19 protein-coding genes are annotated in these 24,398 nt (G+C 72.5%); 12 read left to right on the top strand and 7 right to left on the bottom strand.

The features are described from left to right. Positions 1–8 precede the first annotated feature (8 nt). From ACFC8N_RS06980 to ACFC8N_RS06970, 3 genes are read right to left on the bottom strand one after another with little or no spacing between them, the layout of a single operon-like run. Positions 9–1,325 carry a coenzyme F420-0:L-glutamate ligase gene (locus ACFC8N_RS06980; protein ID WP_356035488.1) on the bottom strand — a complete coding sequence of 439 codons (1,317 nt, stop codon included), beginning with the start codon at positions 1,323–1,325 and terminating at the stop codon, positions 9–11. After that, on the bottom strand, positions 1,322–2,281 hold the full coding sequence (gene cofD / locus ACFC8N_RS06975) for a 2-phospho-L-lactate transferase (RefSeq protein WP_376287165.1): 960 nt from the start codon (positions 2,279–2,281) through the stop codon (positions 1,322–1,324). The genes ACFC8N_RS06980 and cofD overlap by 4 nt, the downstream gene beginning before the upstream one ends. A 34-nt stretch (positions 2,282–2,315) precedes the next feature. After that, on the bottom strand, positions 2,316–2,810 hold the full coding sequence (locus tag ACFC8N_RS06970) for a cysteine dioxygenase family protein (protein WP_356035484.1): 495 nt from the start codon (positions 2,808–2,810) through the stop codon (positions 2,316–2,318). A gap of 624 nt (positions 2,811–3,434) precedes the next feature. Between ACFC8N_RS06970 and ACFC8N_RS06965 the strand changes: the two genes are divergently transcribed. From ACFC8N_RS06965 to ACFC8N_RS06955, 3 genes are all read left to right on the top strand, one after another. Further along, entirely contained in the window at positions 3,435–3,698 is a 264-nt protein-coding gene (locus ACFC8N_RS06965; RefSeq protein WP_003975777.1) for a WhiB family transcriptional regulator, read from the top strand. 181 nt (positions 3,699–3,879) lie between these two features. Then, the gene (locus tag ACFC8N_RS06960) at positions 3,880–7,623 is read left to right on the top strand and encodes a glycosyltransferase (protein WP_376287160.1); all 3,744 of its coding nucleotides are present in this window, start codon (positions 3,880–3,882) and stop codon (positions 7,621–7,623) included. After that, positions 7,620–9,197 (top strand): DUF5719 family protein, encoded by a 1,578-nt coding sequence (locus ACFC8N_RS06955; RefSeq protein ID WP_356035481.1) that lies wholly within the window; start codon positions 7,620–7,622, stop codon positions 9,195–9,197. The genes ACFC8N_RS06960 and ACFC8N_RS06955 overlap by 4 nt, the downstream gene beginning before the upstream one ends. A 30-nt stretch (positions 9,198–9,227) precedes the next feature. On the opposite strand, the gene ACFC8N_RS06950 is transcribed toward ACFC8N_RS06955, so the two are convergent. Then, positions 9,228–9,680: a metallopeptidase family protein gene (locus ACFC8N_RS06950; RefSeq protein ID WP_356035542.1), complete on the bottom strand. Its 453-nt coding sequence runs from the start codon at positions 9,678–9,680 to the stop codon at positions 9,228–9,230. Positions 9,681–10,003: 323 nt separating this feature from the next. Here ACFC8N_RS06950 and ACFC8N_RS06945 point away from each other — a divergent pair, with 323 nt between their 5' ends. The 6 genes from ACFC8N_RS06945 (at position 10,004) to ACFC8N_RS06920 (ending at position 15,966) form a co-directional block, all read left to right on the top strand. Further along, the gene (locus ACFC8N_RS06945) at positions 10,004–10,429 is read left to right on the top strand and encodes a DUF3499 domain-containing protein (protein WP_356035479.1); all 426 of its coding nucleotides are present in this window, start codon (positions 10,004–10,006) and stop codon (positions 10,427–10,429) included. A gap of 110 nt (positions 10,430–10,539) precedes the next feature. After that, positions 10,540–11,904, top strand: coding sequence for a phosphomannomutase/phosphoglucomutase (locus ACFC8N_RS06940; protein WP_362823262.1), 1,365 nt, complete (start codon positions 10,540–10,542; stop codon positions 11,902–11,904). Positions 11,905–12,123: 219 nt separating this feature from the next. Continuing rightward, positions 12,124–12,294: a Trm112 family protein gene (locus ACFC8N_RS06935; protein WP_376287156.1), complete on the top strand. Its 171-nt coding sequence runs from the start codon at positions 12,124–12,126 to the stop codon at positions 12,292–12,294. Between the two features lie 102 nt (positions 12,295–12,396). Further along, entirely contained in the window at positions 12,397–13,524 is a 1,128-nt protein-coding gene (locus ACFC8N_RS06930; protein WP_376287153.1) for an SIS domain-containing protein, read from the top strand. Positions 13,525–13,658: 134 nt separating this feature from the next. Beyond that, on the top strand, positions 13,659–14,810 hold the full coding sequence (gene manA, locus ACFC8N_RS06925; RefSeq protein ID WP_376287150.1) for a mannose-6-phosphate isomerase, class I: 1,152 nt from the start codon (positions 13,659–13,661) through the stop codon (positions 14,808–14,810). 175 nt (positions 14,811–14,985) lie between these two features. Further along, a complete protein-coding gene (locus ACFC8N_RS06920) occupies positions 14,986–15,966 on the top strand; it encodes a cation diffusion facilitator family transporter (protein ID WP_356035465.1) in 981 nt (326 codons plus the stop codon). Between the two features lie 7 nt (positions 15,967–15,973). Here ACFC8N_RS06920 and lepB read toward each other — a convergent pair whose 3' ends face one another. After that, positions 15,974–16,666, bottom strand: a complete 693-nt coding sequence (lepB, locus tag ACFC8N_RS06915) for a signal peptidase I (protein ID WP_376287146.1) — start codon at positions 16,664–16,666, stop codon at positions 15,974–15,976. A gap of 208 nt (positions 16,667–16,874) precedes the next feature. Further along, positions 16,875–19,046, bottom strand: a complete 2,172-nt coding sequence (locus ACFC8N_RS06910; RefSeq protein ID WP_376287144.1) for a fructose-specific PTS transporter subunit EIIC — start codon at positions 19,044–19,046, stop codon at positions 16,875–16,877. A gap of 469 nt (positions 19,047–19,515) precedes the next feature. On the opposite strand from ACFC8N_RS06910, the gene ahcY reads away from it, so the two are divergent. Both ahcY and ACFC8N_RS06900 read left to right on the top strand, forming a co-directional pair. Beyond that, entirely contained in the window at positions 19,516–20,973 is a 1,458-nt protein-coding gene (gene ahcY / locus ACFC8N_RS06905) for an adenosylhomocysteinase (RefSeq protein ID WP_362823268.1), read from the top strand. A gap of 201 nt (positions 20,974–21,174) precedes the next feature. Continuing rightward, positions 21,175–21,789 (top strand): hypothetical protein, encoded by a 615-nt coding sequence (locus ACFC8N_RS06900; RefSeq protein WP_362823269.1) that lies wholly within the window; start codon positions 21,175–21,177, stop codon positions 21,787–21,789. A 42-nt stretch (positions 21,790–21,831) separates the two neighbouring features. Here ACFC8N_RS06900 and ACFC8N_RS06895 read toward each other — a convergent pair whose 3' ends face one another. Continuing rightward, positions 21,832–22,815: an RDD family protein gene (locus ACFC8N_RS06895; protein ID WP_376287141.1), complete on the bottom strand. Its 984-nt coding sequence runs from the start codon at positions 22,813–22,815 to the stop codon at positions 21,832–21,834. A 151-nt stretch (positions 22,816–22,966) separates the two neighbouring features. On the opposite strand from ACFC8N_RS06895, the gene ACFC8N_RS06890 reads away from it, so the two are divergent. Further along, positions 22,967–23,974, top strand: a complete 1,008-nt coding sequence (locus ACFC8N_RS06890) for a stage II sporulation protein M (protein WP_376287138.1) — start codon at positions 22,967–22,969, stop codon at positions 23,972–23,974. Positions 23,975–24,398: the final 424 nt, after the last annotated feature.

Below are 24,398 nucleotides of genomic sequence, written 5' to 3'. Positions count from 1 at the left end.
CTCCCGGCTCACCGGACCTCGATGAACGCCCCCGCGTCCCGCTCCGGCCGCGGTCCCGGCTCCGCTGCCGGATGCCCGACCGCCACCGCGCCCATCGGATCCCAGTCCGCCGGCAGCCCGAGCGCCTCGCGCACCACGTCCCGGCAGAACATCGTGGACGACACCCACGCCGAGCCCAGCCGCTCCCCGGCCAGCGCGACCAGGAAGTTCTGCACGCCCGCGCCCGCCGCGACGACGAACATCTCCCGCTCGGCGCCGTCCCGCCGCGCGTCCCCGTAGTGGTGCGAACCGTCCATGACGAGACACGGCACGACCAGACAGGGCGCGTGGCGCAGCACATCGCCCCGGCGCACCCGCTTCGCTATGGACTCCTCGCTCCTGCCGTCCCGGCGCAGGTCGGCGATCCAGGCCTCCCGCATCGCGTCCAGCAGCCGCAGCCGTGACTCCTGCGACTCCAGCAGCACGAACCGCCACGGCGTCGTGTGGTGCGGTGCCGGTGCCGTCACCGCCGCGGCCACCGCGCGCCGGACCGCGCCGGGGTCCACGGGCTCGTCCGTGAAGGCCCGGACCGTGCGCCGCTGGGTGACCGCCTCGCGGACCGCCTCGGAGGTGCCGAGCCGGAACATGTCGTCCCGCGCGGTCCGCACCAGCGCCCGCGCGCCCTCCTCCGGCTCCCCGCCGACGACATGGGGCAGACCGCGGACGACGGCGACCGGCCGCCCGGACGCCTTGCCCTTGACCAGGTCTCCCGCCGCCGCCAGTTCGTCCGCCGTGGCCACGACCGTCGCGCTCAGCGGATTGCCGTACGCGTCCGTGCCGCCGCGCAGGTCGTCCAGCACGCGCACGCCGGCCGCGCCGATCGCCACGTCCGTGAGCCCCGAGCGCCAGGGCCGCCCGAAGGTGTCGGTGACGACCACGCCCACGTCGACGCCGAGCGTGGCGCGCAGCCCGTCGCGGATCGCGCGCGCGGAGGCGTCCGGGTCCTCGGGCAGCAACAGCACCGTGCCCGCGGGGGTGTTGGAGGCGTCGACCCCGGCCGCGGCCATGACCAGGCCCTGCCGGTTCTCCACGATGCGCAGCGTGCCGCGGCGGGCCACCACCCGGACCGTCTCGGCGTCGATCGCCGCCTCCCGGTCGATGGCCTCCGTGATCCGGCCCTCGGCCTTGGATACGATCTTCGAGGTGACGAGCAGCACGTCCCCGTCGGCCAGGCCCGGCTCGGCGGCGGCGATCAGCTTGGCGAGGTCGTCACCCGGCTGCACCTCGGGGATGCCGGACAGGGCCCGGACCGTGTACTGCGCGCCCTGCGGGCGGTCCTCGCTCACGCTCCCCGCACCTCCTCGGCCAGCGCCAGCGCCTCGCGCGCCATCTGCGCGGCCGCGTCGACGTCGGTCATCATCAGCGGCACGGCCCGGCAGCGGATGCCGTCCGCCTCGACCCGCTCCACGGCGGCCGCGTCCACGGTGTCGACGAGCCAGCCGTCCAGCAGCCCGGAGCCGTAGTGCTCGGCGACCGCGGCGGCCGTGGACTCCACGCCGACCGCGGCGAGGACCTTGTCGGCCATCCCGCGCACGGGCGCGTCCCCGACGATGGGGGACAGGCCCACCACGGGCACGCCCGCCTCCGCGATGGCCTCCCGGATGCCGGGCACGGCCAGGATCGTGCCGACGGACACGACCGGGTTGGACGGCGGGAAGAGGATGACGTCCGCCGCGGCGATGGCCTCCAGGACGCCGGGCGCCGGCTTGGACTGCTCGGCGCCGACGGGCACGATCGCCTCCGCCGGGACCTCGGCGCGCAGCCGCACCCAGTACTCCTGGAAGTGGACCGCCCTGCGCTCGCCGTCGACCTCGACGGCCACGTGGGTCTCCACGCGGTCGTCGGTCATCGGGATCAGCTTCACGCCCGGCTGCCAGCGGTCGCACAGCGCCTCGGTGACCGCGCTGAGCGGATAGCCGGCGCCGAGCATCTGCGTCCGCACGATGTGCGTGGCGAAGTCCCGGTCGCCGAGGCCGAACCACTCGGGCCCCACGCCGTAGGCCGCCAGTTCCTCCTTGACCCGGAAGGTCTCGTCGGTCCGCCCCCAGCCCTGCTCCTCGTTGATACCGCCGCCCAGCGTGTACATCACCGTGTCGAGGTCCGGGCAGACCTTCAGCCCGAAGAGATGGATGTCGTCGCCGGTGTTGCCGATCACCGTGATCTCCGCGTCCGGCACGGCCTGCTTCAGACCGCGCAGGAAACGGGCACCGCCGATGCCGCCTGCCAGAACCACAATGCGCATGGCACCAAGTCTTGCAGGCGGGTACGACAACGCGTCAGGCAGTCACCGGACGAGCCTCGCAGTGCGGGGACGCGTGCATGGGCATCTCGGTCAGGCCCGGGTGGTAGACGTGCAGGCTGACCGCGGGCTCCAGGGCGTCGTTGACGACCTCGTGGACGTACCCCGGCGCGAACACGCGCTGGGCGCCCGCCGCCAACGCGCGCGTGCCGCGCTCGGTGCGCTCGGTGAGGGCGCCCTCCAGGACGGTGAGGACACCGGAGGAGCGGCCGTGGTCGTGCAGGCCGCTGCCCTGTCCGGGCACCCAGCTCAGCAGCCACACCTCGTAGCCGGGCCCGGTGCGCAGCCGGTGGTACCAGCGGGTCGTCGCGTCGTAGCGGACGAGGCGGGCCCACTGGGAGCGGTCGGCGGCGATCGTGCGCGCGAGGCCCGCGAACTCGGCGACGGTGGCCGGGTGCTCACGCGGCGGCTGGAGCAGGTGCGGGACTTCGAGGATGTCGCCCGCGATCTGGAGGTCGTTGTCGCTGTTCATGGGTGCGCTGGTTCCTCGGTGAAAGGAGGTCAGAGGGAACGGAGAAACGGGAACCGCGTCGCGGGGGACACGGCCGACAGCTGGAGCGGGGTGTGGCTCAACAGCCGGAACAGCAACAACAGCTACAGCGCGCCCGGGCAGCACCATGGGACCCGGCGGTGCGGGTCGAGGTGAGTGCCGAGTGCGCGAGCATGCCCTCTAGAACAGCGGTTCACACCTGTGGTGTCAACTCGACGCCCGACATGTGGGACACGCTTCACCTCATCCGGTTCATCTGTCAGGTGAAAGGTTTGCTCAGCCGAGTACCCGGACACATGCGCCACAACCGGGCACTCAAACCTCGTGCAACTCGATCGAACGCGGAGCCGTCTTTCTCCGTACAGAGATCTGTCAGAGGTCTGTACGAGGTTCGACCACCTCCGGAGCCCTCGCCTGCGCGTCAAGGTTTATGGCGATTTGAACACTTTCCGCACGGCCTTGGTTCCGCAGAGTGAATAACGGGCCCAATAGCAGATCTCGGCTTGACTCGCCCGGAGCAGCACACTTGTAATTTCACTCGTGTCGTTCAGCCGAAATCGGTAACGGCTGACGCACGGGGACGCGAAAGACAGACGAGGGGCGCACATGACCGAGCTGGTGCAGCAACTGCTGGTCGACGACGCGGACGAGGAACTCGGCTGGCAGGAGCGCGCGCTGTGCGCCCAGACCGACCCCGAGTCCTTCTTCCCCGAGAAGGGCGGCTCCACCAGAGAGGCGAAGAAGGTCTGCCTCGCGTGCGAGGTCCGCTCCGAATGCCTTGAGTACGCCCTCGCCAACGACGAGCGCTTCGGTATCTGGGGCGGCCTGTCCGAGCGGGAGCGCCGCCGCCTGAAGAAGGCCGCCGTCTGACCGCACATCCACACCAGAACGTCACGAACGGCCCGTCGCATGTGGGTTATCCACAGGCGGCGGGCCGTCGTCGCGGTCAGCCGATAGTGTGGTCGCTCGTCCGAGACGCACCGCTGTCCCCTCGACGCACGAGGAGACACAGGCGTCCACCGCAGTCCATCGAACCGGGGCCCGTACCTCGATGTCCGTGCACAGCCATACGGCAGCCCAAAACCCCGCCGCCACGTCGGGGTTCGACCCGTCCCGCCCGGGCGCGTTCGACCCGTCCCGCCCGCCCGAGTTTCCGCGCCACGTGGTCACCGCCGTCCTCGTCGCCCACGACGGTGCCCGCTGGCTGCCCGACGCCCTCGCCGGCCTGCTCGGCCAGGAGCGCCCGGTCCAGCACGCGGTCGCGGCCGACACCGGCAGCGCGGACGACTCCGCCCGGCTGCTCACCGAAGCCCTCGGCGACGCCGGCGTCCTGCACCTGGCGCGCCGCACCGGCTTCGGCCAGGCCGTGGAGGAGGCGAGCCGCACCGCCCCGGTCCTCACCCCGGAAGAGCTGCCGTATCTCAAACGCCCCAGCGGCTGGGACCCGGTCACCCGCTCATGGCGCGACGACGCCTACGACCTGCCCGAGCTCCCGTACGGCGAGCCCGTCCAGTGGCTCTGGCTGCTGCACGACGACTGCGCCCCGGAACCCGACGCCCTCGCCGAGCTGCTGCGCGTCGTGGAGAACGAACAGGAGCTGGGCCGCACCGACGTGGGCATCGTCGGCCCCAAGCTGCGCGGCTGGTACGACCGCCGGCAACTGCTGGAGGTCGGCGTCTCCATCGCCAACTCCGGCCGCCGCTGGACCGGCCTGGACCGCCGCGAACAGGACCAGGGCCAGCACGACCACGTCCGCACCGTGCTGTCCGTGTCCACCGCCGGCATGCTCGTCCGCCGCGACGTCTTCGAACAGCTCGGCGGCTTCGACCGCCGCCTGCCCCTCATGCGCGACGACGTCGACCTGTGCTGGCGCGCCCACAGCGCCGGGCACCGCGTCCTCGTCGCCCCCGACGCGGTCGTCCGGCACGCCGAGGCCGCCGCCCGCGAGCGCCGCACCGTCGACTGCGCCGGCCGCACCAGCGCATCCCCGCACAAGGTCGACAAGGCCGGCGCCGTCTACACCCTGCTCGCCAACACCCGCACGGCAGCGCTGCCCTGGGTCCTGCTCCGGCTCGTCCTCGGTACCGCCCTGCGCACCGTCGCCTACCTCGTCGGCAAGGTCCCGGGCCAGGCCGTCGACGAGATCCGCGGCCTGCTCAGCGTGTTGCTGCGCCCCGAGCGGATCATCGCCGCCCGGCGCCGCCGCGGCTCCTCGCGGCTCGACAAGGGCGAACTGCGCCAGCTCCTCCCACCGCCCGGCGCCACCATCCGCGCCACCGTCGAGCAGGTCGCGGGCAACTTCTCCAGCGGCCGGGACAGCGAGACCTCCTCGGCGGGCCGGCACGGCGGCGCCATGGAGTCCGGCCCCGGCGGCGACGACGGCGACTTCCTGGAGATCGAGCAGTTCGCCCGGCTCAAGCGCATCGCCCGCAACCCCGGCCCGGTGCTCTTCCTGACCCTGCTGCTGATCTCCCTCGTCGCCTGCCGCGCCCTGCTCGGCAGCGGTGCGCTCGCGGGCGGCGCCCTGCTGCCCGCCCCGGCCGGCCCCGGCGAGCTGTGGTCCCGCTTCGCCGACTCCTGGCACCCGGTGGGCGCGGGCGGCTCCCCGTCCGCACCGCCCTACCTCGGGATTCTCGCGGCCCTCGGCACGCTCCTGTTCGGCTCCACCGGACTCGCGGTCACCGTCCTGCTGATCGCCGCCGTGCCGCTCGCCGGCTTCACCGCCTACTTCGCCTCCCGGCCGCTCGTCACCTCCCGGCTGCTGCGCGCGTGGGCCGCCATCGCCTACGCCTTCCTGCCCGCCACCACCGGCGCCCTGGCCGGCGGCCGCATCGGCACCACCGTCCTCGCCGTGCTGCTGCCGCTCATCGCGCGCGCGGGCATCGCCGCGAGCGGCCTCGCGAACCGCTCCGGCGCGCGCGGCAGTTGGCGCGCCACCTGGGCGTACGCGCTGCTGCTGACCATCACCACCGCCTTCACACCGATCGTGTGGCCCATCGCGCTGCTCCTCGGCCTCGGTGTGCTGGCCCTGCGCCGCACCGACCCCGTCGCCCACGGCCTGCGCTTCCTCGCCCAGCTCGGCACCCCGCTGCTGGTCCTCGCCCCCTGGTCGCTGACCCTGCTGCCGGCCGGCTTCTTCAAGGAAGCCGGCCTGGACTACGGCGCGTCCAGCGCCTCCGCGCTCGACCTGCTCGGCGCCAGCCCCGGCGGCGCGGGCACCGTGCACGGACTGATGCTCATCGGCATCGTCCTCGCCGCGCTCGCCGCCCTCCTGCGCTCCGAGCGACAGCTGGGCATCCGCACCGCCTGGGCCGTCGCCCTGGTCGCCCTCGTCTTCGCCGTCCTGTCCAACAGGTCCGCCTGGGCCGGACCGGCCACCCTCGTCTACGGCATCGCCCTGCTGGCCGCCGCCGCCCTCGGCGCCGACGGCGCACGCGCACGCGTGGCCGAGCAGAGCTTCGGCTGGCGCCAGCCGGTCGCCGCCCTGATCGCGCTCGCCTCCGTGGTGGGCCCGCTGCTCGTCGCCGCGGGCTGGATGATCGGCGGCGCCGACGGCCCCGTGAAGCGCCAGGACCCCACCCAGGTGCCCGCGTTCGTCGCCGAGGACGCCACCACCGGCGACCAGGCCCGCACCCTGGTCCTCGACAGCGACTCCACCGCGCGCGTGCGCTACACCCTGGTCCGCGGCTCCGGCGCCCGCATGGGCGACGCCGAACTCAGCGCCGCCGACGGCACGAACAGCCGGCTGGACAAGATCGTCGCCAACCTCGTCGCCGGCTCCGGCGCCGACCAGGCCGGCGAACTCGGCGGCTTCGCCGTGCGCTACGTCCTCGTCCACAAGGGCGCGCCCCGCGACTTCACCCGCGTCCTCGACGCCACGCCAGGCCTGTCCCGGCTCAGCCAGCAGAGCGGCAGCGCCCTGTGGCGCGTCGACCAGGAGGTCTCCCGCGCCGCCATCGTCCCCGCCGGCGGCACGGGCACCGCCCAGCCGGTCGGCGCCGGACCGGTGGAGATCCACACGACCGTCCCGTCCGGCGCGGACGGCCGCGTCCTGCGCCTCGCCGACACGGCCTCGGCCGGCTGGACGGCCACCCTGGACGGCAAGCCGCTCACCCGCACCACCGTCGACGGCTGGGCCCAGGGCTTCCAACTGCCCGCGAACGGCGGCAGGCTGGATGTCGTCTACGACGACCCGATCACCCACACCGCCTGGCTGTGGGCCCAGGGCGCGCTCGCTGTCGTCCTGGTCGTCCTCGCCCTGCCCGGCCGCCGCCGCGACGTCGACGACGACCTGCCCGAGGCGGAGCCCGTGCCGGCCCAGGTCCCGGCCGGCGAGGGCCGCCGCGCCCGGCGCCTGCGCGCCCAGGCCGAGGAACAGGCCGCCGAGCAGGCCGCCGAACAGGCCGGTGAGCCGGCGGAGGAGCAGGCCGCCGCGCCCGCGATGCCGGACGCTCCCCCGGCTCCCGCCGCCGTACCCCAGCAGCAGCCCTACGGCGAGTGGGACCAGTCCTCCTACGCGAACGCCGGCTACGGCGGCTACGCGACGGACCAGTACCAGCCCGCCGACCCGTACCAGACGACCGGCTACGACCAGCAGGGCTACGCCCACGACCCGTACCAGAACGGCCAGTACGACCCGTACGCCTACGGCGGCACGGCCGACCAGATGCCGTACGACCCGGCGGCCTACCAGCAGGCCTACGACCCGGCGTACGACCCCGCCCAGCAGGGCTACGACCCGGCCCAGCACCCCCACGGCACCGGCAGCGAGCGCCCCGACGGGAGCCAGCAGTGAACCGCACGACCCTGTCCCTGATCGCCGGCACCACCGCGCTGGCCGCCGTCACCGCGTTCGCCGCCCTCGACGGCCCGTCCGCGTCCGGCGCCACCGCGCCGAAGGCGGCGGCCAGCCTCCCGGTGGAGCGCACGAGCCTGCTGTGCCCGGCACCGAGCATCTCGGACATCGCCGACACGTCGTACACCTCGTTCACGCCCGTCACCCAGTCCACCGCGAGCAGCGGCAAGGCCCAACTCCAGGCGGCCGACGAGCAGTCGGCGGACGGCACGGGCAGCTCCGCTTCGGGCGGCTCCCCGGCCGGCCAGGGAGCCAAGGGGTCGCAGGGCTCGAAGGCCGGCAAGGGCTCCAAGGGCTCCAAGAGCGGGAGCGCGACGGCGAGCCAGCCGGTCCTCACCCCCAAGGCCCCCGGCACCCCGGCCACCGGCGACACCTCGGGCGCCGACGCGCCCGCGCTCATCGGCACCGCCGACGGCAGGTTCGCGCCCGGCTGGACCGTGCAGGAGACCACCGAGGTCGCCGCCGGCACCGGCCGCGGCCTCCAGGGTGTCAACTGCACGCCCGCGGACACCGAGTTCTGGTTCCCGGGCGCCAGCACGGCCGCGAGCCGGACCGACTACGTGCACCTGACCAACCCCGACGACTCCGCCGCCGTCGTCGACATCGAGCTGTACGACAAGAACGGCGCGGTCAAGTCCCCGCTCGGCGAGAACCTCACCGTCCCGCCGCACGCGAGCAAGCCGATCCTGCTCTCCACGCTCACCGACGAGCAGCAGTCCGACCTGACCGTGCACGTCAGCGTGCGCAGCGGCCGGGTCGGCGCGGCCGTACAGGCCCTGGACGCCAAGGCGGGCGGCGACTGGCTGGCCGCGGCCGCCGACCCGGCGCCCGAACTGGTGCTGCCCGGCATCCCCGCGGACGCCACCGACGTCCGGCTGATCACCTTCGCCCCCGGCGGCAACGACGCCGACCTCAAGGTCCGCCTGGCCACGTCCAGCGGTCTGATCACCCCGGCCGGCAACGAGACCGTGCACGTGAAGTCCGGCATGACGACCGCCGCCGACCTCGGCCCCGTCACCCGCGGCGAGGCGGGCTCCCTGGTCCTGACCCCGACGGACCAGTCGGTCCCGATCGTGGCGGCGCTCCAGGTCGTGCGCGGCAAGGGCGACAAGCAGGAGACGGCCTTCATCCCGGCCACGGCCCCGGTCGCCGCCCGCGCGACCGCTGCCGACAACAGCGCCAAGGGCTCGACCCTGTCCCTGACCGCACCGACCGCCACGGCCACGGTCAAGGTCACCGCCTCGGCGGGCAGCGACGGCGGCACCGCGACGTCGAAGACCTTCACGATCAAGTCCGGCACGACCCAGAACGTCGCGGCCCCGGTCCCCTCGGGCCTCCAGGGCACCTACGCCCTCACGGTCGAAACGACCTCGGGCGGCCCGGTCTACGCCGCCCGCACCCTCACCGCCACCGAGGGCGGAGTCCCGGGCTTCACCATCCAGACCCTCCCGAACGACCGCGGAATGGTGGCCGTGCCGCAGACGACACAGGACCTGGGGGTGCTGCAGAAGTAGAAGCACCGGGGGCACCCGCCCCCGGCCCCCCTAGTCCTCCCCGTACCGGGGATCCACGGTCTCCGGGGTCAGCCCCAGCAGCTCGGCCACCTGCTCCACGACCACCTCGTGCACCAGCGCGGCCCGCTCGTCGCGTCCCTTGGTCCGGATCTCCACCGGCCGCCGGTACACGACGACCCGCGCCTGCTGCCCGTCCCGCGCGGGCACGACCCCGCCGAGCGGCACGGCCTCGTCGCTCCACACCTGATCGCCCCGCGCGTCCAGCCGGGGCACCTCCAGCACGAGGAAGTCGATGTCGGCGAGCTGCGGCCACCGCCGTTCGAGCCGCTCCACGGAGTCCCGCACCAGGTCCGCGAACACCTCGGCACGGCTGGCCGAGAGCGGCACCTGCGGCGGTGCGATCGGTCCCCGCATGCCCCGCCCGTGACGATCACGGCGACGGGGCCCGGGGCCGCTGGCACGGGGCGGTACACGGTTGTCCATCACCGGTGAAGCGTAGTCCCCGCCCGCGTCCCCCGCCCTGCTCCACACGACGGCCTCGACCTCCCCGGGACGACCGGCCGGCCCCCGCGTCCCGCGGCCGTAGCCCACCCGATGTCACAGGATGACCATTCAGGCCAACGTCTGGCTCGTTTCCTTAACCCTCCAAGACCGCCGAGCTCAAGGCAATTGACGGTGTTTGTGCCGACTCATGACCGGATCGAATACCGCCCGCGACGCGCCGGGGACTCGTCCACGCAGGTCAACAGGGCCTCCACGAAAGGGTGTGTGGGGCGTTTCACAGCCCGACACGGTGGAGTGACCTGGTGGAGAGTCGTCGCGGCCCGCTCAAGAGTGCGGTACCGTCCAACGTCGTGAGCCCTGTACGTCGCTGTTCGCGCACCGCCTGCGGCCGACCCGCCGTGGCGACGCTGACGTACGTCTACGCCGACTCCACCGCGGTCCTCGGCCCGCTCGCCACCTACGCCGAACCCCACTGCTACGACCTGTGCGCCGAGCACTCCGAGCGCCTCACCGCCCCGCGCGGCTGGGAAGTCGTACGCCTCCTGGACGGCTCGGCCCCCGCGCGCCCCAGCGGCGACGACCTCGAAGCGCTCGCCAACGCCGTGCGCGAGGCGGCCCGCCCCCAGCAGCGCGCGGCCGAGGCGGGCGGCGGCGGAGCCCGCACGGCCGACCCCATGGAGGTCGCCCGCCGCGGTCACCTCCGGGTCCTGCGCTCCCCGGACAACTGAGCAGCCTCCGCCACCCCGGAGGCTCAGCCTCCACATGGTGTCCGCACACCTCCCCCTTACCCCCGACGGGTAGTTTGTGCTCACCCATAGAACTTTCAGGAGGGTTGGCCGTGGCTGCTGATCTGTCGCAGATCGTGAAGGCGTACGACGTGCGGGGAGTGGTCCCGGACCAGTGGGACGAATCGCTCGCCCGGCTCTTCGGCGCCGCCTTCGCGCAGGTGACGGGCGCCACGGCGATCGTCGTCGGCCACGACATGCGCCCCTCCTCCCCGGGCCTGTCCCGCGCCTTCGCGCAGGGCGCGGCGGACCGCGGCGTGGACGTCACCGAGATCGGCCTGTGCTCCACGGACCAGCTGTACTACGCCTCGGGCGCGCTGAACCTGCCCGGCGCCATGTTCACGGCCTCCCACAACCCGGCCCAGTACAACGGCATCAAGCTGTGCCGCGCGGGCGCCGCCCCGGTCGGCCAGGACACCGGCCTCGCGCAGATCCGCGAACTGGTCGAGGGCTGGCTGGAGTCGGGCGCCCCGGAGCCGGTGGCCGAGCCGGGAACCCTGTCCGGGCGCGAGACGTTGGACGACTACGCGGCGTACCTGCGCTCGCTGGTCGACCTGACCTCCATCCGCCCCCTGAAGGTCGTGGTCGACGCGGGCAACGGCATGGGCGGCCACACGGTCCCCTCCGTCTTCGAGGGCCTGCCCCTGACCCTCGTCCCGATGTACTTCGAACTGGACGGCACCTTCCCGAACCACGAGGCCAACCCGCTCGACCCGGCCAACCTCGTGGACCTGCAGAAGCGGGTTCCCGAGGAGGGCGCCGACCTCGGTATCGCCTTCGACGGCGACGCCGACCGCTGCTTCGTCGTGGACCAGCACGGCGACCCGGTCTCCCCGTCCGCGATCACCGCCCTGGTCGCCGCCCGCGAGCTGGCCCGCAACGGCGGCACGGGCACGATCATCCACAACCTGATCACCTCCCGCACGGTCCCGGAGGTCGTGCGGGAGAACGGCGGCACCCCGGTGCGCACCCGCGTCGGCCACTCCTTCATCAAGGCGGAGATGGCCGAGTCCGGCGCGATCTTCGGCGGCGAGCACTCCGCCCACTACTACTTCAAGGACTTCTGGAACGCCGACACGGGCATGCTGGCCGCCCTGCACGTCCTCGCGGCCCTCGGCGGCCAGGACGGCCCCCTCTCCTCCCTCGTCGCCCAGTACGACCGCTACGCCGGCTCCGGCGAGATCAACTCCACCGTCGCCGACCAGGCCGGCCGCCTCGCCGCCATCCGCGCCGCGTACGGGGACCGCGCCGACGTCACCCTGGACGACCTCGACGGCCTCACGGTCGCCGCGGCCGACTGGTGGTTCAACGTCCGCCCCTCCAACACGGAGCCCCTCCTCCGCCTGAACGCGGAGGCGAAGGACGAGGCGACGATGGCGAAGATCAGGGACGAGGCCCTGGCGATCATCCGGGCCTGAGGCCTGAGGGTCCGGGCCCGCCGGGCGAACGGGGCGGCGGGGCCAGAGCGGTCGGGCGGCCGGGCCGGGGCGACGCGACGGCTTCCCGGCCGACGCCGCCGTTCCCGCCCGTATCCGCTTCGTCCCCGTCCCCGTCCCGCCCCTGTGCCCCGGCCCAACCTGCCCGGCAGCGGTACGCTGACCAGCGGCCAAAGAATCCTCGCCCCGAAGGGACATCCCATGCCGCTCGAAGCCGGCCTCCTGGAGATCCTCGCCTGCCCCGCGTGCCATGCCCCCCTGGAGGAGCAGGACACCGAGCTGGTCTGCACGAGCCAGGACTGCGGCCTCGCCTACCCCGTCCGCGACGGCATCCCGGTCCTTCTCGTGGACGAGGCCCGCCGCCCCGAGTGACGAGGCGCTTCACCTCGTAGCCCAGGCGCCCGCCGCACCGCGTACCGGCGCCACCCCCTGGAGGGCTCCGCACAGGACCCCGGCGATCGGAGGCTGCCGCCCATGCTGGACGAATCGCTGCTCGACACCCCGGAGGGCCTCGCCGAGGCCGACCGCCGGGGCCTGCTGCGCGGTGCCGCCGAGGCCGGCGCCCGCGTCCGCACCGCCGCCCGGCACGCCGCCGAGGCCGGGATCGGCGACCTCAAGCCCGACGGCCGCCCACGCGCCGTACTGATCGCCGGCCCCGGCACCGCCGCCACCCACACCGCCGACCTCATCGGCGCGCTGGCCGGCGTCGGCAGCCCCGTGGTCCGGCTGGCCCCGACCGGCGTCGCCCCGGCCGCCGGCGCCCTGCGCTGGGAGCTCCCGGGCTGGGCCGGCTCCGTCGACCTGCTTCTGATCGCCACCCCAGACGGCACCGAACCCAGCCTCGCCCTCCTCACCGACCAGGCCTACCGCCGCGGCTGCTCGGTCGTCGCCGTGGCCCCGGCCGGCACGCCGCTCGCCGAGTCCGTCGCCGGCGCGCACGGCCTGTTCGTACCGATGGCGACAGCGCCGTACGACCAGGACGAACCGCTCGCCGCGTCCTCCCCGGGCGTCTTCTGGGCGCTGCTCACCCCGCTGCTGGCCCTCCTGGACCGCATCGGCCTGCTCAGCGCCCCGCCCGAGGAGCTGGAGAGGGTCGCGGACCGGCTGGACCACGTAGCCGAGCGCTGCGGCCCCGCCATCGCGACGTACAGCAACCCGGCGAAGACCCTCGCCGCCGAACTCGCCGACGCGCTCCCGGTGGTGTGGACGGAAGGCACCTCGGCGGGTCCCGCCGGGCACCGCTTCGCCGCCGCCCTCGCCGAACTCGCCGGCCGCCCCGCGCTCGTCGCCGAACTCCCCGAGGCGCTCGCCGCGCACAGCGCCCTGCTGGCCGGCCCGCTGGCCGCCAGCGCCGACCCCGACGACTTCTTCCGCGACCGGGTGGAGGAGGCGCCCGCGATGCACGCGCGCGTGGTGCTGCTCCGCGACCGCCCGCTCAGCGGCCTCACCGCCGCGCCCGCCGCCCGCGACCTGGCCCTCAGCCACGACACGCCGATCAGCGAACTCGAACCGGAGGAGGGCGGCGAACTGGAGACCCTCGCGGACCTGATCGCCGTCACGGATTTCGCCGCCGTTTACCTGGCGCTCGCTTCCGGGGCCTGATGTGGGCTCCGGGCCGGCCCCGCCGCGCCCGCGCCCTCACCGGCCGACGCCGACCGAGTGACACCGGCCGATGCCGACCGAGCGGCGTACGGACCGAGCCGCGTACGAACGACAGACAGAGAAGACACGGACACATGGACCGCCTCGACAACACCATCCGCCCCTACGCCTGGGGTTCCCCCACCGCCATCCCGCACCTGATCGGCGTCGAGCCGACCGGTGAACCGCAGGCGGAGATGTGGATGGGCGCCCACCCCGGTGCCCCCTCGCGCACCGCGCGCGGGAGCCTCGTCGAGGTCATCGACGCGAACCCGGAGGCCGAGCTGGGCAAGGCGGCCGTGGCCAAGTTCGGCCCGCGCCTGCCCTTCCTGCTCAAGATCCTCGCCGCCGGCGCGCCCCTCTCCCTCCAGGTGCACCCCGACCTGGCCCAGGCGAAGGAGGGCTACGCGGACGAGGAGCGCCGCGGCATCCCGGCCGACGCCCCGCACCGCAACTACAAGGACGCCAACCACAAGCCCGAACTGATCTGCGCGCTCACAGAGTTCGACGGCCTGTGCGGCTTCCGCGACCCCGTCCAGGCCGCCGACCTGCTCGCCGGCCTCGACGTCGACTCCCTCAAGCCGTACGTCGACCTGCTGCACGCGCGCCCCGAGGACGCGGCCCTGCGCGAGGTCCTCACCGCGATCCTCAGCGCCGCCCCCGAGGAGATGGCGCACACGGTCGCCGAGGCCAGTGCCGCCTGCACCCGCCTCGGCGGCGCCTACACCCCCTACGCCGACATCGCCCACCACTACCCGGGCGACCCCGGCGTCATCGCCGCGATGCTGCTCAACCACGTCCGGCTCCAGCCCGGCGAGGCCCTCTTCCTCGGCGCCGGCATCCCGCACGCCTACCTCAACGGCCTCGGCGTCGAGATCATGGCCAACTCCGACAACGTCCTGCGCTGCGGCCTGACCCCCAAGCACGTCGACGTCCCCGAACTGCTGCGCGTCGTCCGCTTCGAGGCGAGCGACCCGGGCGTGCTGCGCCCCGAGGCCTCCGCGGCCGGCGAGGAGGTCTACGAGACGCCGATCGACGAGTTCCGCCTGTCCCGCTACGTGTTCGCCGAGGGCACCACCGCCCACGACCTCACCCTCGACACCCCGCAGATCCTGCTGTGCACCGCCGGTTCGGTCCGCGCGGGCGAACACGAGCTGGGCCCCGGCCAGTCGGTCTTCGTCCCGGCGGGCGAGAAGGCGGCCGTCTCCGGCGCGGGAACCGTCTTCCGCGCCACTGTGATCGTATGACCGGGGTTGTGGATACCTGACGCGGCGAGCCCCGGCCGGGCTGCAACAATGGCCCACCGGCAAAGGCCGGGCAAAGCCGGGCCGCCCGGACGACAGCGACGTCCGACGGCGGCACAGGCGGCACAGGCCGCACAGGCCGCAGAGGGCGACAGAGGCGAAGGGACAACGCGGACACATGAGCGCGTCAGGCGGTACGAAGGCGATCGTGGCGGCACTCGGCGCCAATCTCGCGATCGCGGCATCGAAGTTCGTGGCGTTCGCGTTCAGCGGCTCCTCCTCGATGCTCGCCGAGGGCGTCCACTCGCTCGCCGACTCCGGCAACCAGTTCCTGCTGCTGCTCGGCGGCAAGCGCGCACAGCGCGAGGCCACCGCGCAACACCCGTTCGGTTACGGCCGCGAGCGCTTCATCTACGCCTTCCTGGTCTCGATCGTGCTGTTCTCGATCGGTGGCATGTTCGCCGTCTACGAGGGCTTCGAGAAGATCAGCCACCCGCACGAACTGGAGAACTGGTACTGGCCGGTGGGCGTCCTGCTCTTCGCGGTCATCGCCGAGGGCTTCTCCTTCCGCACGGCCATAAAGGAGTCCAACGAGCTGCGCGGCGCGCTGTCCTGGGCCCAGTTCATCCGCCGCGCCAAGGCGCCCGAGCTGCCCGTCGTCCTGCTGGAGGACTTCGGCGCCCTCATCGGTCTGGTCCTCGCCCTGCTCGGCGTCGGCCTGTCCGTCCTCACCGGCGACGGCGTCTGGGACGGCATCGGCACCGTGTGCATCGGCGTCCTGCTCGTCTGCATCGCCCTGGTCCTCGCCGCCGAGACCAAGTCGCTGCTGCTGGGCGAGGCCGCCGGCCCGGACGTGATCAAGCAGATCGAGGAGGCGACCGTCGACGGCGACACCGTCACCGGCGTCATCCACATGCGCACGCTGCACCTCGGCCCCGAGGAGCTGCTGGTCGCCGCCAAGATCGCCGTCCAGCACGACGACACGGCCACCGAGGTCGCGAACGCCATCAACGCCGCCGAGGCCCGCATCCGCGCCGCCGTCCCGATCGCCCGCGTCATCTACCTCGAACCGGACATCTACAGCGAGTCCGAGGCCGCCAAGGGCCCCGACCCGGAGGCCACCCCCGGCGGCCCGAACCCGCACGCGGCCGGCCACTGACCAGCCGTCAGCCGCCCATCGACGGCGCGGGCCAGGACATCGCCGGCACCGGCGCCGCCTCCCGCCGCCGTACGACGAGAAAACCGATCCCGAGCCCGACGCCGACGAGCACCAGCACACCGCCGAGGAGCCCAGCCGTGACGCCGAGGGCCGGGACGGTACGGTCGTCCGTCACCCGGCCCAGCACCGCGCTCTCGGACACCGTCCCGCTCTGCTCGTCGAGATGGAAACGCGAGTCCTGGGAGTCGGCGCGGTAGTCGCCCAGGAGGAACAGCCGCCCCTGAGGGACCGTCACGTCGTACGCCCTGTCCACACCGTCGGCGTCACCGCCGTACACGTACGGCTCCTCGACCGGCTTCCCGTTCACGCTCACCCCCTCCCGCGAACCCACCGCCGTGCAGCACCGCACCCGGTCCCCGCCCACGCCGATGACCCGCTTCACCAGGGGCGCGCCGATCCCGTACGACGTCGGCGGAGTGAACACCACGACGTCGCCGCGCCGCACCTCACCCCCGTCGACACGCTCCCAGACGATCCCGGTCCCGCGCGCGTACGTCGGCCGCATGCTGTCGCCCGCCAGGGTGGAGACCCCGTACGCGGCCCGCAGCCAGGCGACGGCACCGACCGCCAACACCAGGCCCAGCACCCCCAGCACCAGCGCCGAGATCCCCAGCCCCCGCCCTCGCGTTCTCCCCGCCATGTCCCGTCCTCCCCAAGAGCCCCATCCGAGGCGCGGAGAATAGCGGCACGCTGTGAACGGACTGTGCGGAGGTGCCGGTCCGCAGGAGAAGAGACGGACGGGACGGCGCGTACAGCGCCGCGTACGGCGGCGCATACGGGACGGGGAACTCGGGCCCGGGCATCGATCACCGGGGCCCGCACCCGTCAGCCCGTTCGTCCCCGTCGGCTCATCCGACCTCGGTGAGCACGTCGAGTACCGCCCGCTCGTCCGGCGCCGCCAGCAGCCGCTCCCGGAAGCCGGGGTCCATCAGCTTGCGGGACAACAGCGCGAGGATCCGCAGATGTTCGTCACCGGCGGCCGCCTCCGGTACGGCGATCATGAACACCAGCCGGGCCTTCGTACCGTCCAGCGAACCCCACTCGACCCCCTCGGCGGACCGCGCGAACCCGACGACCGGCGCACTCACCGCATCGGTCTTCGCATGCGGGATGGCGATCTCCTCGCCCAGCCCGGTCGTGCCCTGCTCCTCCCGCCGCAGCGCGGTCGCCACCAACTCGTCCACATCGGAGACCCGCCCACTACGGCCCAGCAGCTCGGCCATCTCCCGTATCGCGGCCTCCTTGTCCCCGGCGGCGAGCGCGACGCGCACGGTGCGCCCGCTGAGATAGCCGGACAACACCTCGGCCTCCGTACCCGGACCGGCGGTAACAAGCACCGAACCCCCCGAGCCCGCGGGCCCGGCCTCCGCCGCCGCCACCGCCTGGTCAGGCACGGCCACCTGCGCCGCCGAATCTCCCCCCACACCCGACGAACCCGAGCCCGCGCCAGTGTCCGCGCCCGAACCCAAGTCCGAGTCCGCGCCCGATTCCGCACCCGAAGCCGACGACGAATCCGAACCCGAAGCCCTGCCCGAAACCGTGGGAACAGCCCCCACACGCCCTCGCCGCCCACTCACATCAACCAACGTCACGGTCACCAGCGCGGTCACCACCGCACCGATCACCACTGCGACGAAGAACATCGGCACCCCGCTCACGGCACCGAGCACCGCCACGATCGGCCCCCCGTGCGGCACCGCGTCCTTCACCCCGGCCAGCCCCGCGACCGCACCGGCCACCGCGCCACCGAGCATGTTGGCCGGAATCACCTGCGCGGGCCGCGCGGCCGCGAACGGAATCGCGCCCTCCGAGATACCGAAGCAGCCCATGAACAGCGCCGCGAGACCGGTCTCCCGCTCCTGCTCGGTGTACAGCCCGCGCCGGATCAGCGTGGCCAGCCCCTGCCCCAGCGGCATCACCGGAATCGCGGCCGCGCACATGCCCATCACCGTCTGGTTGCCGCTCGCGATGAGCCCGGCACCGAAGAGGAACGCCGTCTTGTTGACCGGCCCGCCCATGTCGAACGCGATCATCAGACCCAGAATCGCGCCGAGCAGGATCGCGCTGGTCCCCGTCATCCCGCCGAGCCAGCTCGTCAGGTGCTCGAACACCCAGGAGATCGGCCTGCCGATGACATAGATGAAGAACAGCCCGAGCGCGGTCGTCGCCACGATCGGGATCACGATGATCGGCATGATCGGCTGTACGAACTTCGGCACCCGGACCTTCTTGATCCACAGCACCAGGTACCCGGCGAGGAACCCCGTCACGATCGCGCCGATGAACCCCGCGCCGGCCTTCGAGTCGTACAGCGCCCCCGTGTTCGCGATCCAGCCCCCGATCATGCCCGGCACCAGCGCGGGCCGGTCGGCGATCGCGTACGCGATGTAGCCGGACAGGATCGGGATCATCAGCTGGAACCCGATCCCGCCGATCGCATTGACGTGCGCCCAGAAGGTGCCGTCCGGGATCACGTACCCCTTCGCCGTCGCATGGCCGCCGAGCGCCAGCGACACCGCGATCAGCAGACCGCCGACGACCACGAACGGGATCATGTACGACACGCCGTTCATCAGCGCCTTGTACACCGGCCCCCGCTCCCGGCCGCCGCCCCCGCCACCCGAGGTCCCCGCAGCGCTCCCGGCCCCGCCCGGCGCGTGCACCGGCGCCGACCGCACCCGCTCGATCAGCTGCTCGGGATGGTGGATGCCCTCGGCGACCCCGACCGTCAGCACGCGCTTGCCCGCGAACCGGCTCAGGTCGACGTCCTTGTCCGCGGCGACGATGATGCCGTCCGCGTGTCTGACATCGTTGTCATCGAGGACGTTTTCGGCCCCGATCGATCCCTGGGTCTCCACCTTCATCTCGATGCCACGGCTCGCCGCGGCCTGCGCGAGCTTCTCCGCCGCCATGTACGTGTGCGCGATGCCGGTCGGGCAGGCGGTCACCGCCAGCAGCTTCACCCGCCGCCGTTCGTCATCACGGCCACCCGTGGAGGGCGGTCCGGCCGGACTGGTCACGTCGATACTCCTCACACCTTCGTCGCGCGCGGTGCCGTCCCGGACACCCCGCGAGCGCGGACCGGGATTCCCGGCCCCCTGCATCCTGCCGCACCCTCCCCTCGGACCTCAGAGGCGAAAGTTCCTGTTCATCCCGGTCTGCGGGCTCCCGTCCCTGGGGATTCGCACCCCTGCCGGCACGCTTCCTGCCCCCGCAGTGCCGCTCGAAACCGCCCTCCCAGTGGCTCGAACCTTGCGGCGGCGGACTGGGGGCGACCCGGCCCTCCGGTGTAGCTTGGGACGGAGCCAGACGTCGCTGCTGATGGCGGTCGGGCGGTCCTCGCGGACCGGCCGAGGGAGAGAGGGCCTCCGACGGACTGCGCTGCGCGTACGGGGGCATGCCTGTGTGCTCTTCGCGGGCACCCGTGTGTCCGCCGCCGCGCAGATCAGCCGTATCCACCTCGATCCCGACTCCGAGGAGCAGCTCGTAATGACGACTGTCGACAACCGACAGGACTTCAAGGTCGCCGATCTCTCGCTGGCCGAGTTCGGCCGCAAGGAGATCACCCTCGCCGAGCACGAGATGCCCGGCCTGATGGCGATCCGCAAGGAGTACGCCGAGGCGCAGCCCCTGGCCGGCGCCCGCGTCACCGGCTCCCTGCACATGACCGTCCAGACCGCCGTGCTCATCGAGACCCTCGTCGCCCTGGGCGCGCGGGTCCGCTGGGCCTCCTGCAACATCTTCTCCACCCAGGACCACGCGGCCGCCGCCATCGCCGTCGGCCCGAACGGCACGCCCGACAACCCGCAGGGCGTCCCGGTCTTCGCCTGGAAGGGCGAGACCCTGGAGGAGTACTGGTGGTGCACGGAGCAGGCGCTGACCTGGCCGGACAGCCCCACCGGCGGCCCGAACATGATCCTGGACGACGGCGGTGACGCCACCCTCCTCGTCCACAAGGGCGTCGAGTACGAGAAGGACGGCAAGGTCCCCGGCCTGGACACCGCCGAGTCCGACGAGCACCGCGTCATCCTCGACCTCCTGCACCGCACCATCACGGACGGCTCGCAGAAGTGGACCCAGCTGGCCTCCGAGATCCGCGGCGTGACGGAGGAGACCACGACGGGCGTCCACCGCCTGTACGAGATGCAGCGCGACGGCGTCCTCCTGTTCCCGGCGATCAACGTCAACGACGCCGTGACCAAGTCGAAGTTCGACAACAAGTACGGCTGCCGCCACTCCCTGATCGACGGCATCAACCGTGCAACCGACGTCCTGATCGGCGGCAAGACCGCGGTCGTGTGCGGCTACGGCGACGTGGGCAAGGGTTGCGCGGAGTCGCTGCGCGGACAGGGCGCCCGCGTGATCGTCACCGAGATCGACCCGATCTGCGCGCTCCAGGCGGCGATGGACGGCTACCAGGTGACGACCCTCGACGAGGTCATCGACAAGGCCGACATCTTCGTCACCACGACGGGCAACAAGGACATCATCATGGCCGCGGACATGGCCAAGATGAAGCACCAGGCGATCGTCGGCAACATCGGTCACTTCGACAACGAGATCGACATGGCCGGTCTGGCGAAGATCCCGGGCATCGTGAAGGACGAGGTCAAGCCGCAGGTCCACACCTGGACCTTCCCGGACGGCAAGAAGATCATCGTGCTGTCCGAGGGCCGCCTGCTCAACCTGGGCAACGCCACCGGTCACCCGTCGTTCGTGATGTCCAACTCCTTCGCGGACCAGACCCTGGCCCAGATCGAGCTGTTCACCAAGCCGGACGAGTACCCGGTCGGTGTGTACACGCTGCCCAAGCACCTGGACGAGAAGGTCGCCCGCCTCCACCTGGCCTCCCTCGGCGTGAAGCTGACCACGCTGCGTCCGGAGCAGGCCGCGTACATCGGTGTCGAGGTCGACGGCCCGTTCAAGCCGGACCACTACCGCTACTGAGCCCCCGGGTTCCGTAGCCCCGCTCGCCGGGGAGCACGCCGGTGCACCGCCGCGCTCCACGACAGCAGGTCTCCCGAGGCAGGCCCCCGCACCCCCGTGCCGGGGGCCTGCCCCTTTCCCGGAACCGTCAGCCGGCCCCGGAGCCAGTCCGGACCGGCTGAACCGGCCCGGGCCGTCAGCCCGTCAAGCCCCAGGACCCCCATGCCGCGCGGCCGTTATTCGCTCCACGATCCGCATGATCACACCCCCCTCGCAGAAGAGCACTTCCAATGCGCCCCCGGCCCGTCCGGCTGGCGCTACGTCTCCCGGCTGACCGGCCCCGCCGGTGACCAGCACGGCTCGGTCGACCTCGCCCTGGACGACCTCGGCCGCCCCATCCGCCTCGAACTGCACGCGGGAGGCTGGCAGGTGCGAGGCGCCGCCCTCGACGGCGTCACCTGGGTCCGCACCGACCCCACCGGAACCCATGCCACCGAAGGCAATGTGCGCGCCCACGCCTTCACCGGCACGTCCCCCGCGTTCCTCGTCGCCACTGCCCGTCTGCTGCGCCTCACCCCCTCGTCCGCCGCGACCCGCGTACGCCTGGTCGCCTTCACGGATCCCGTCCTCGCCCCCCGCACCGTGGACCAGTCCTGGGCCTTGGTGAACAGCGAAGCACACGCCACTGACAACGGCCCCCTGACCGTGGACGAATACCAGGTCACAGCCCTGGACACCGGCGAACGGCACAGCGTCCACATCGCCGGCGACGTCGTTCTGGCCGCGCCCGGCATCGAGCTGGAGGAGCTTGAGACACCGCCGTCGTCCTTCGACTGAACGCGGCGGAACCCGACCGCCGAGTACTCCTCGGACCCCGCCTCAGGCCGGCGGTGCGAATCCGGTGGACGGGCGGTCGGCCGACGGCTCCTCCACCGGCCGTGCGGCATGCGCGGCCGACGGCGTGACGGGCGTCTGCGGCCGCAGCGGATCCCGGTCCTGCGGTCCGGCCGGCGGAACGACGTTCCACGGAGGGCCCGCGACAGGAGCGGGCGGCGGCTGAGGAGCGGCGGGTGCCGTCGGCGTGCCGGTCCGCCCCGCGGCCGGGGCGAAACCGCCGGCACCGAACGCCTGCCGGACTTCACGGGACTGCCGCTCGTGCACCACGGCCGCGAGAAAGGCGGCGGCCGGCAGATCCGGCGACACCGAAGCACCCGTACGCGCCGCGAGATCGGCCGCCAGCCGCTGCGCCATCCCCACGGAGACCTGCGGATCGAGCTGCGTCATCCGCGTCAGGTACTGCCGCACGGCCAGCCACAGCCCGTCCGGCACGGCAGACAGGTCCAGCTCGGCGAACCGCCCCACGAGCCACGGCGGCGGAGGCGGCACGAACCCGGACGAACCGGCGGGTATTCGCTCACGGACGACGAGCGTGCCCGCGAACACGTCCCCGAGCCGCCGGCCCCGCGCGGACACCAGCGAGGCGATGCAGGCCACCACACCGAACGTCAGCAGGATCTCGACCACACCGATCGCGCCGCGCACCAGCGCATGCCGGAACCGGATCGGTCCGCCGTCGTCCCGCACCACCCGAAGCCCGAAGGCCAGCTTCCCGAGCGACCGCCCATGACTGAGCGTCTCCACCGCGATCGGACCGCCGACCAGCACCAGCAGAAACGTCGCGATCGACAGGGCCACCTGCGCAGCCTCGTCCATCGAGGCCGTCGACATCACCAGCGCCACCGTGACCACGACGTACGCGGTCACGGCCACCACCAGGTCGAACAACACGGCCAGCGCCCTGCTCGGCAGCCTCGCCGGCAGCAGTTCGAGCGCCACCGCCTCGCCGGTCACCAGCTCACTCACGCCCGCCGCCCTTCCCCGATCTGCCCCCGGAACCGCAAGTCTGCCAAGCTGTGGGCGCATCGCGCCCCAGTGCGACAAGCTGACAGTAGATGCGAGCATCCACGACGAGCGGACGAGCTGTCGACGACCAGCCGAGGAGCAGGCAGACCCCATGGACCTGGACGTCTTCGTCTCCGCGCACCGCGCCGAATGGGACCGCCTCGACGCCCTGCTCCGCCGCCGGCGCCGTCTCAACGGCGCCGAAGCCGACGAACTCGTCGCGCTCTACCAGCGCACCGCCACTCACCTCTCCCTCATCCAGTCCAGCGCTCCGGACCCGCAACTGACGGGACGGCTCAGCCAGCTGGTGGCACGCGCGCGTAGCGCCGTCACCGGCACCCGCCGCGCGTCATGGCGTGACGTCACGCGCTTCCTGGGCCAGGGCTTCCCGGCAGCCGTCTATCGCGCGCGCCATTGGTGGGTACCCACAGCACTTGTGTCCACGGTCATCGCGATCCTGCTCGGCTGGTGGATCGGCACCCACCCGGACGTGCAGTCGTCCATCGCGGCCCCGGGCCAGCTGCGCGAGCTGACCCGCCCCGGCGGCGAGTACGAGACGTACTACTCCAGCCACCCCGCGGCCGCCTTCGCCGCCCAGGTGTGGACGAACAACGCCCAGGCGGCCGCGATGTGCCTGGTCCTGGGGGTGTTCCTGGGGCTGCCCGTCCTGTGGATCCTCTTCGAGAACATGCTCAATCTGGGCGTCGGGTTCGGCCTGATGTCCTCCGCCGGCCGCCTCGACACCTTCCTGGGGCTGGTCCTCCCGCACGGCCTGCTCGAACTGACCGCCGTCTTCGTCGCCGCCGGTACGGGCCTGCGCCTGGGCTGGACCCTCATAGACCCGGGTCCCCGCACCCGCCGTACCGCTCTCGCCGAGGAGGGACGGGCCGCGGTCGGCATGGCGATCGGTCTGGCCCTGGTCCTCTTCGTCTCCGGCGCCATCGAAGGCTTCGTCACCCCCTCCGGCCTGCCCACCTGGGCCCGCATCGGCATCGGTATCGCGGTCGAGCTCGCATTTCTGACGTACGTCTACGTCCTGGGCGGCCGAGCCGTACGCGCCGGCGAGACGGGCGATCTCGAAGCGACGGACCGCAGCGCCGGCGTCCCCACCGCTGCCTGATGTGCGATCCACGTCTGTGAGCTGCTAGTCTCCTCTTCGCCCCGCAAACCCGTTGACACGGGTGGCGTGGGGAGGTAGATTCAAACAGTTGCCTAGAGCTGGACAAGCTCGGTGGCGAGCGTTAGAATCTACAAGCTTCCTGAGAAAAGTCGAGAACGACTTCTCGAAGAAGCACCTCCCGATTACTCAGAAATGAGCGGCCGGTCAGACCGGCCAAGAACTTCTGATAAAGTCGGAACCGCCGGAAAGGGAAACGCGAAGCGAAAGCGGAGCGGGAACCTGGAAAGCACCGAGGAAATCGGATCGAGAAAAGATCTGATAGAGTCGGAAACACCGAAGGGAAGCCCGGAGGAAAGCCCGAGAGGGTGAGTACAAAGGAAGCGACCGTTCCTTGAGAACTCAACAGCGTGCCAAAAATCAACGC

It is taken from the genome of Streptomyces sp. NPDC055966, from assembly GCF_042269865.1.
Lineage (GTDB): Bacteria > Actinomycetota > Actinomycetes > Streptomycetales > Streptomycetaceae > Streptomyces.
This window is presented reverse-complemented; position numbering and strand designations above follow the sequence as displayed.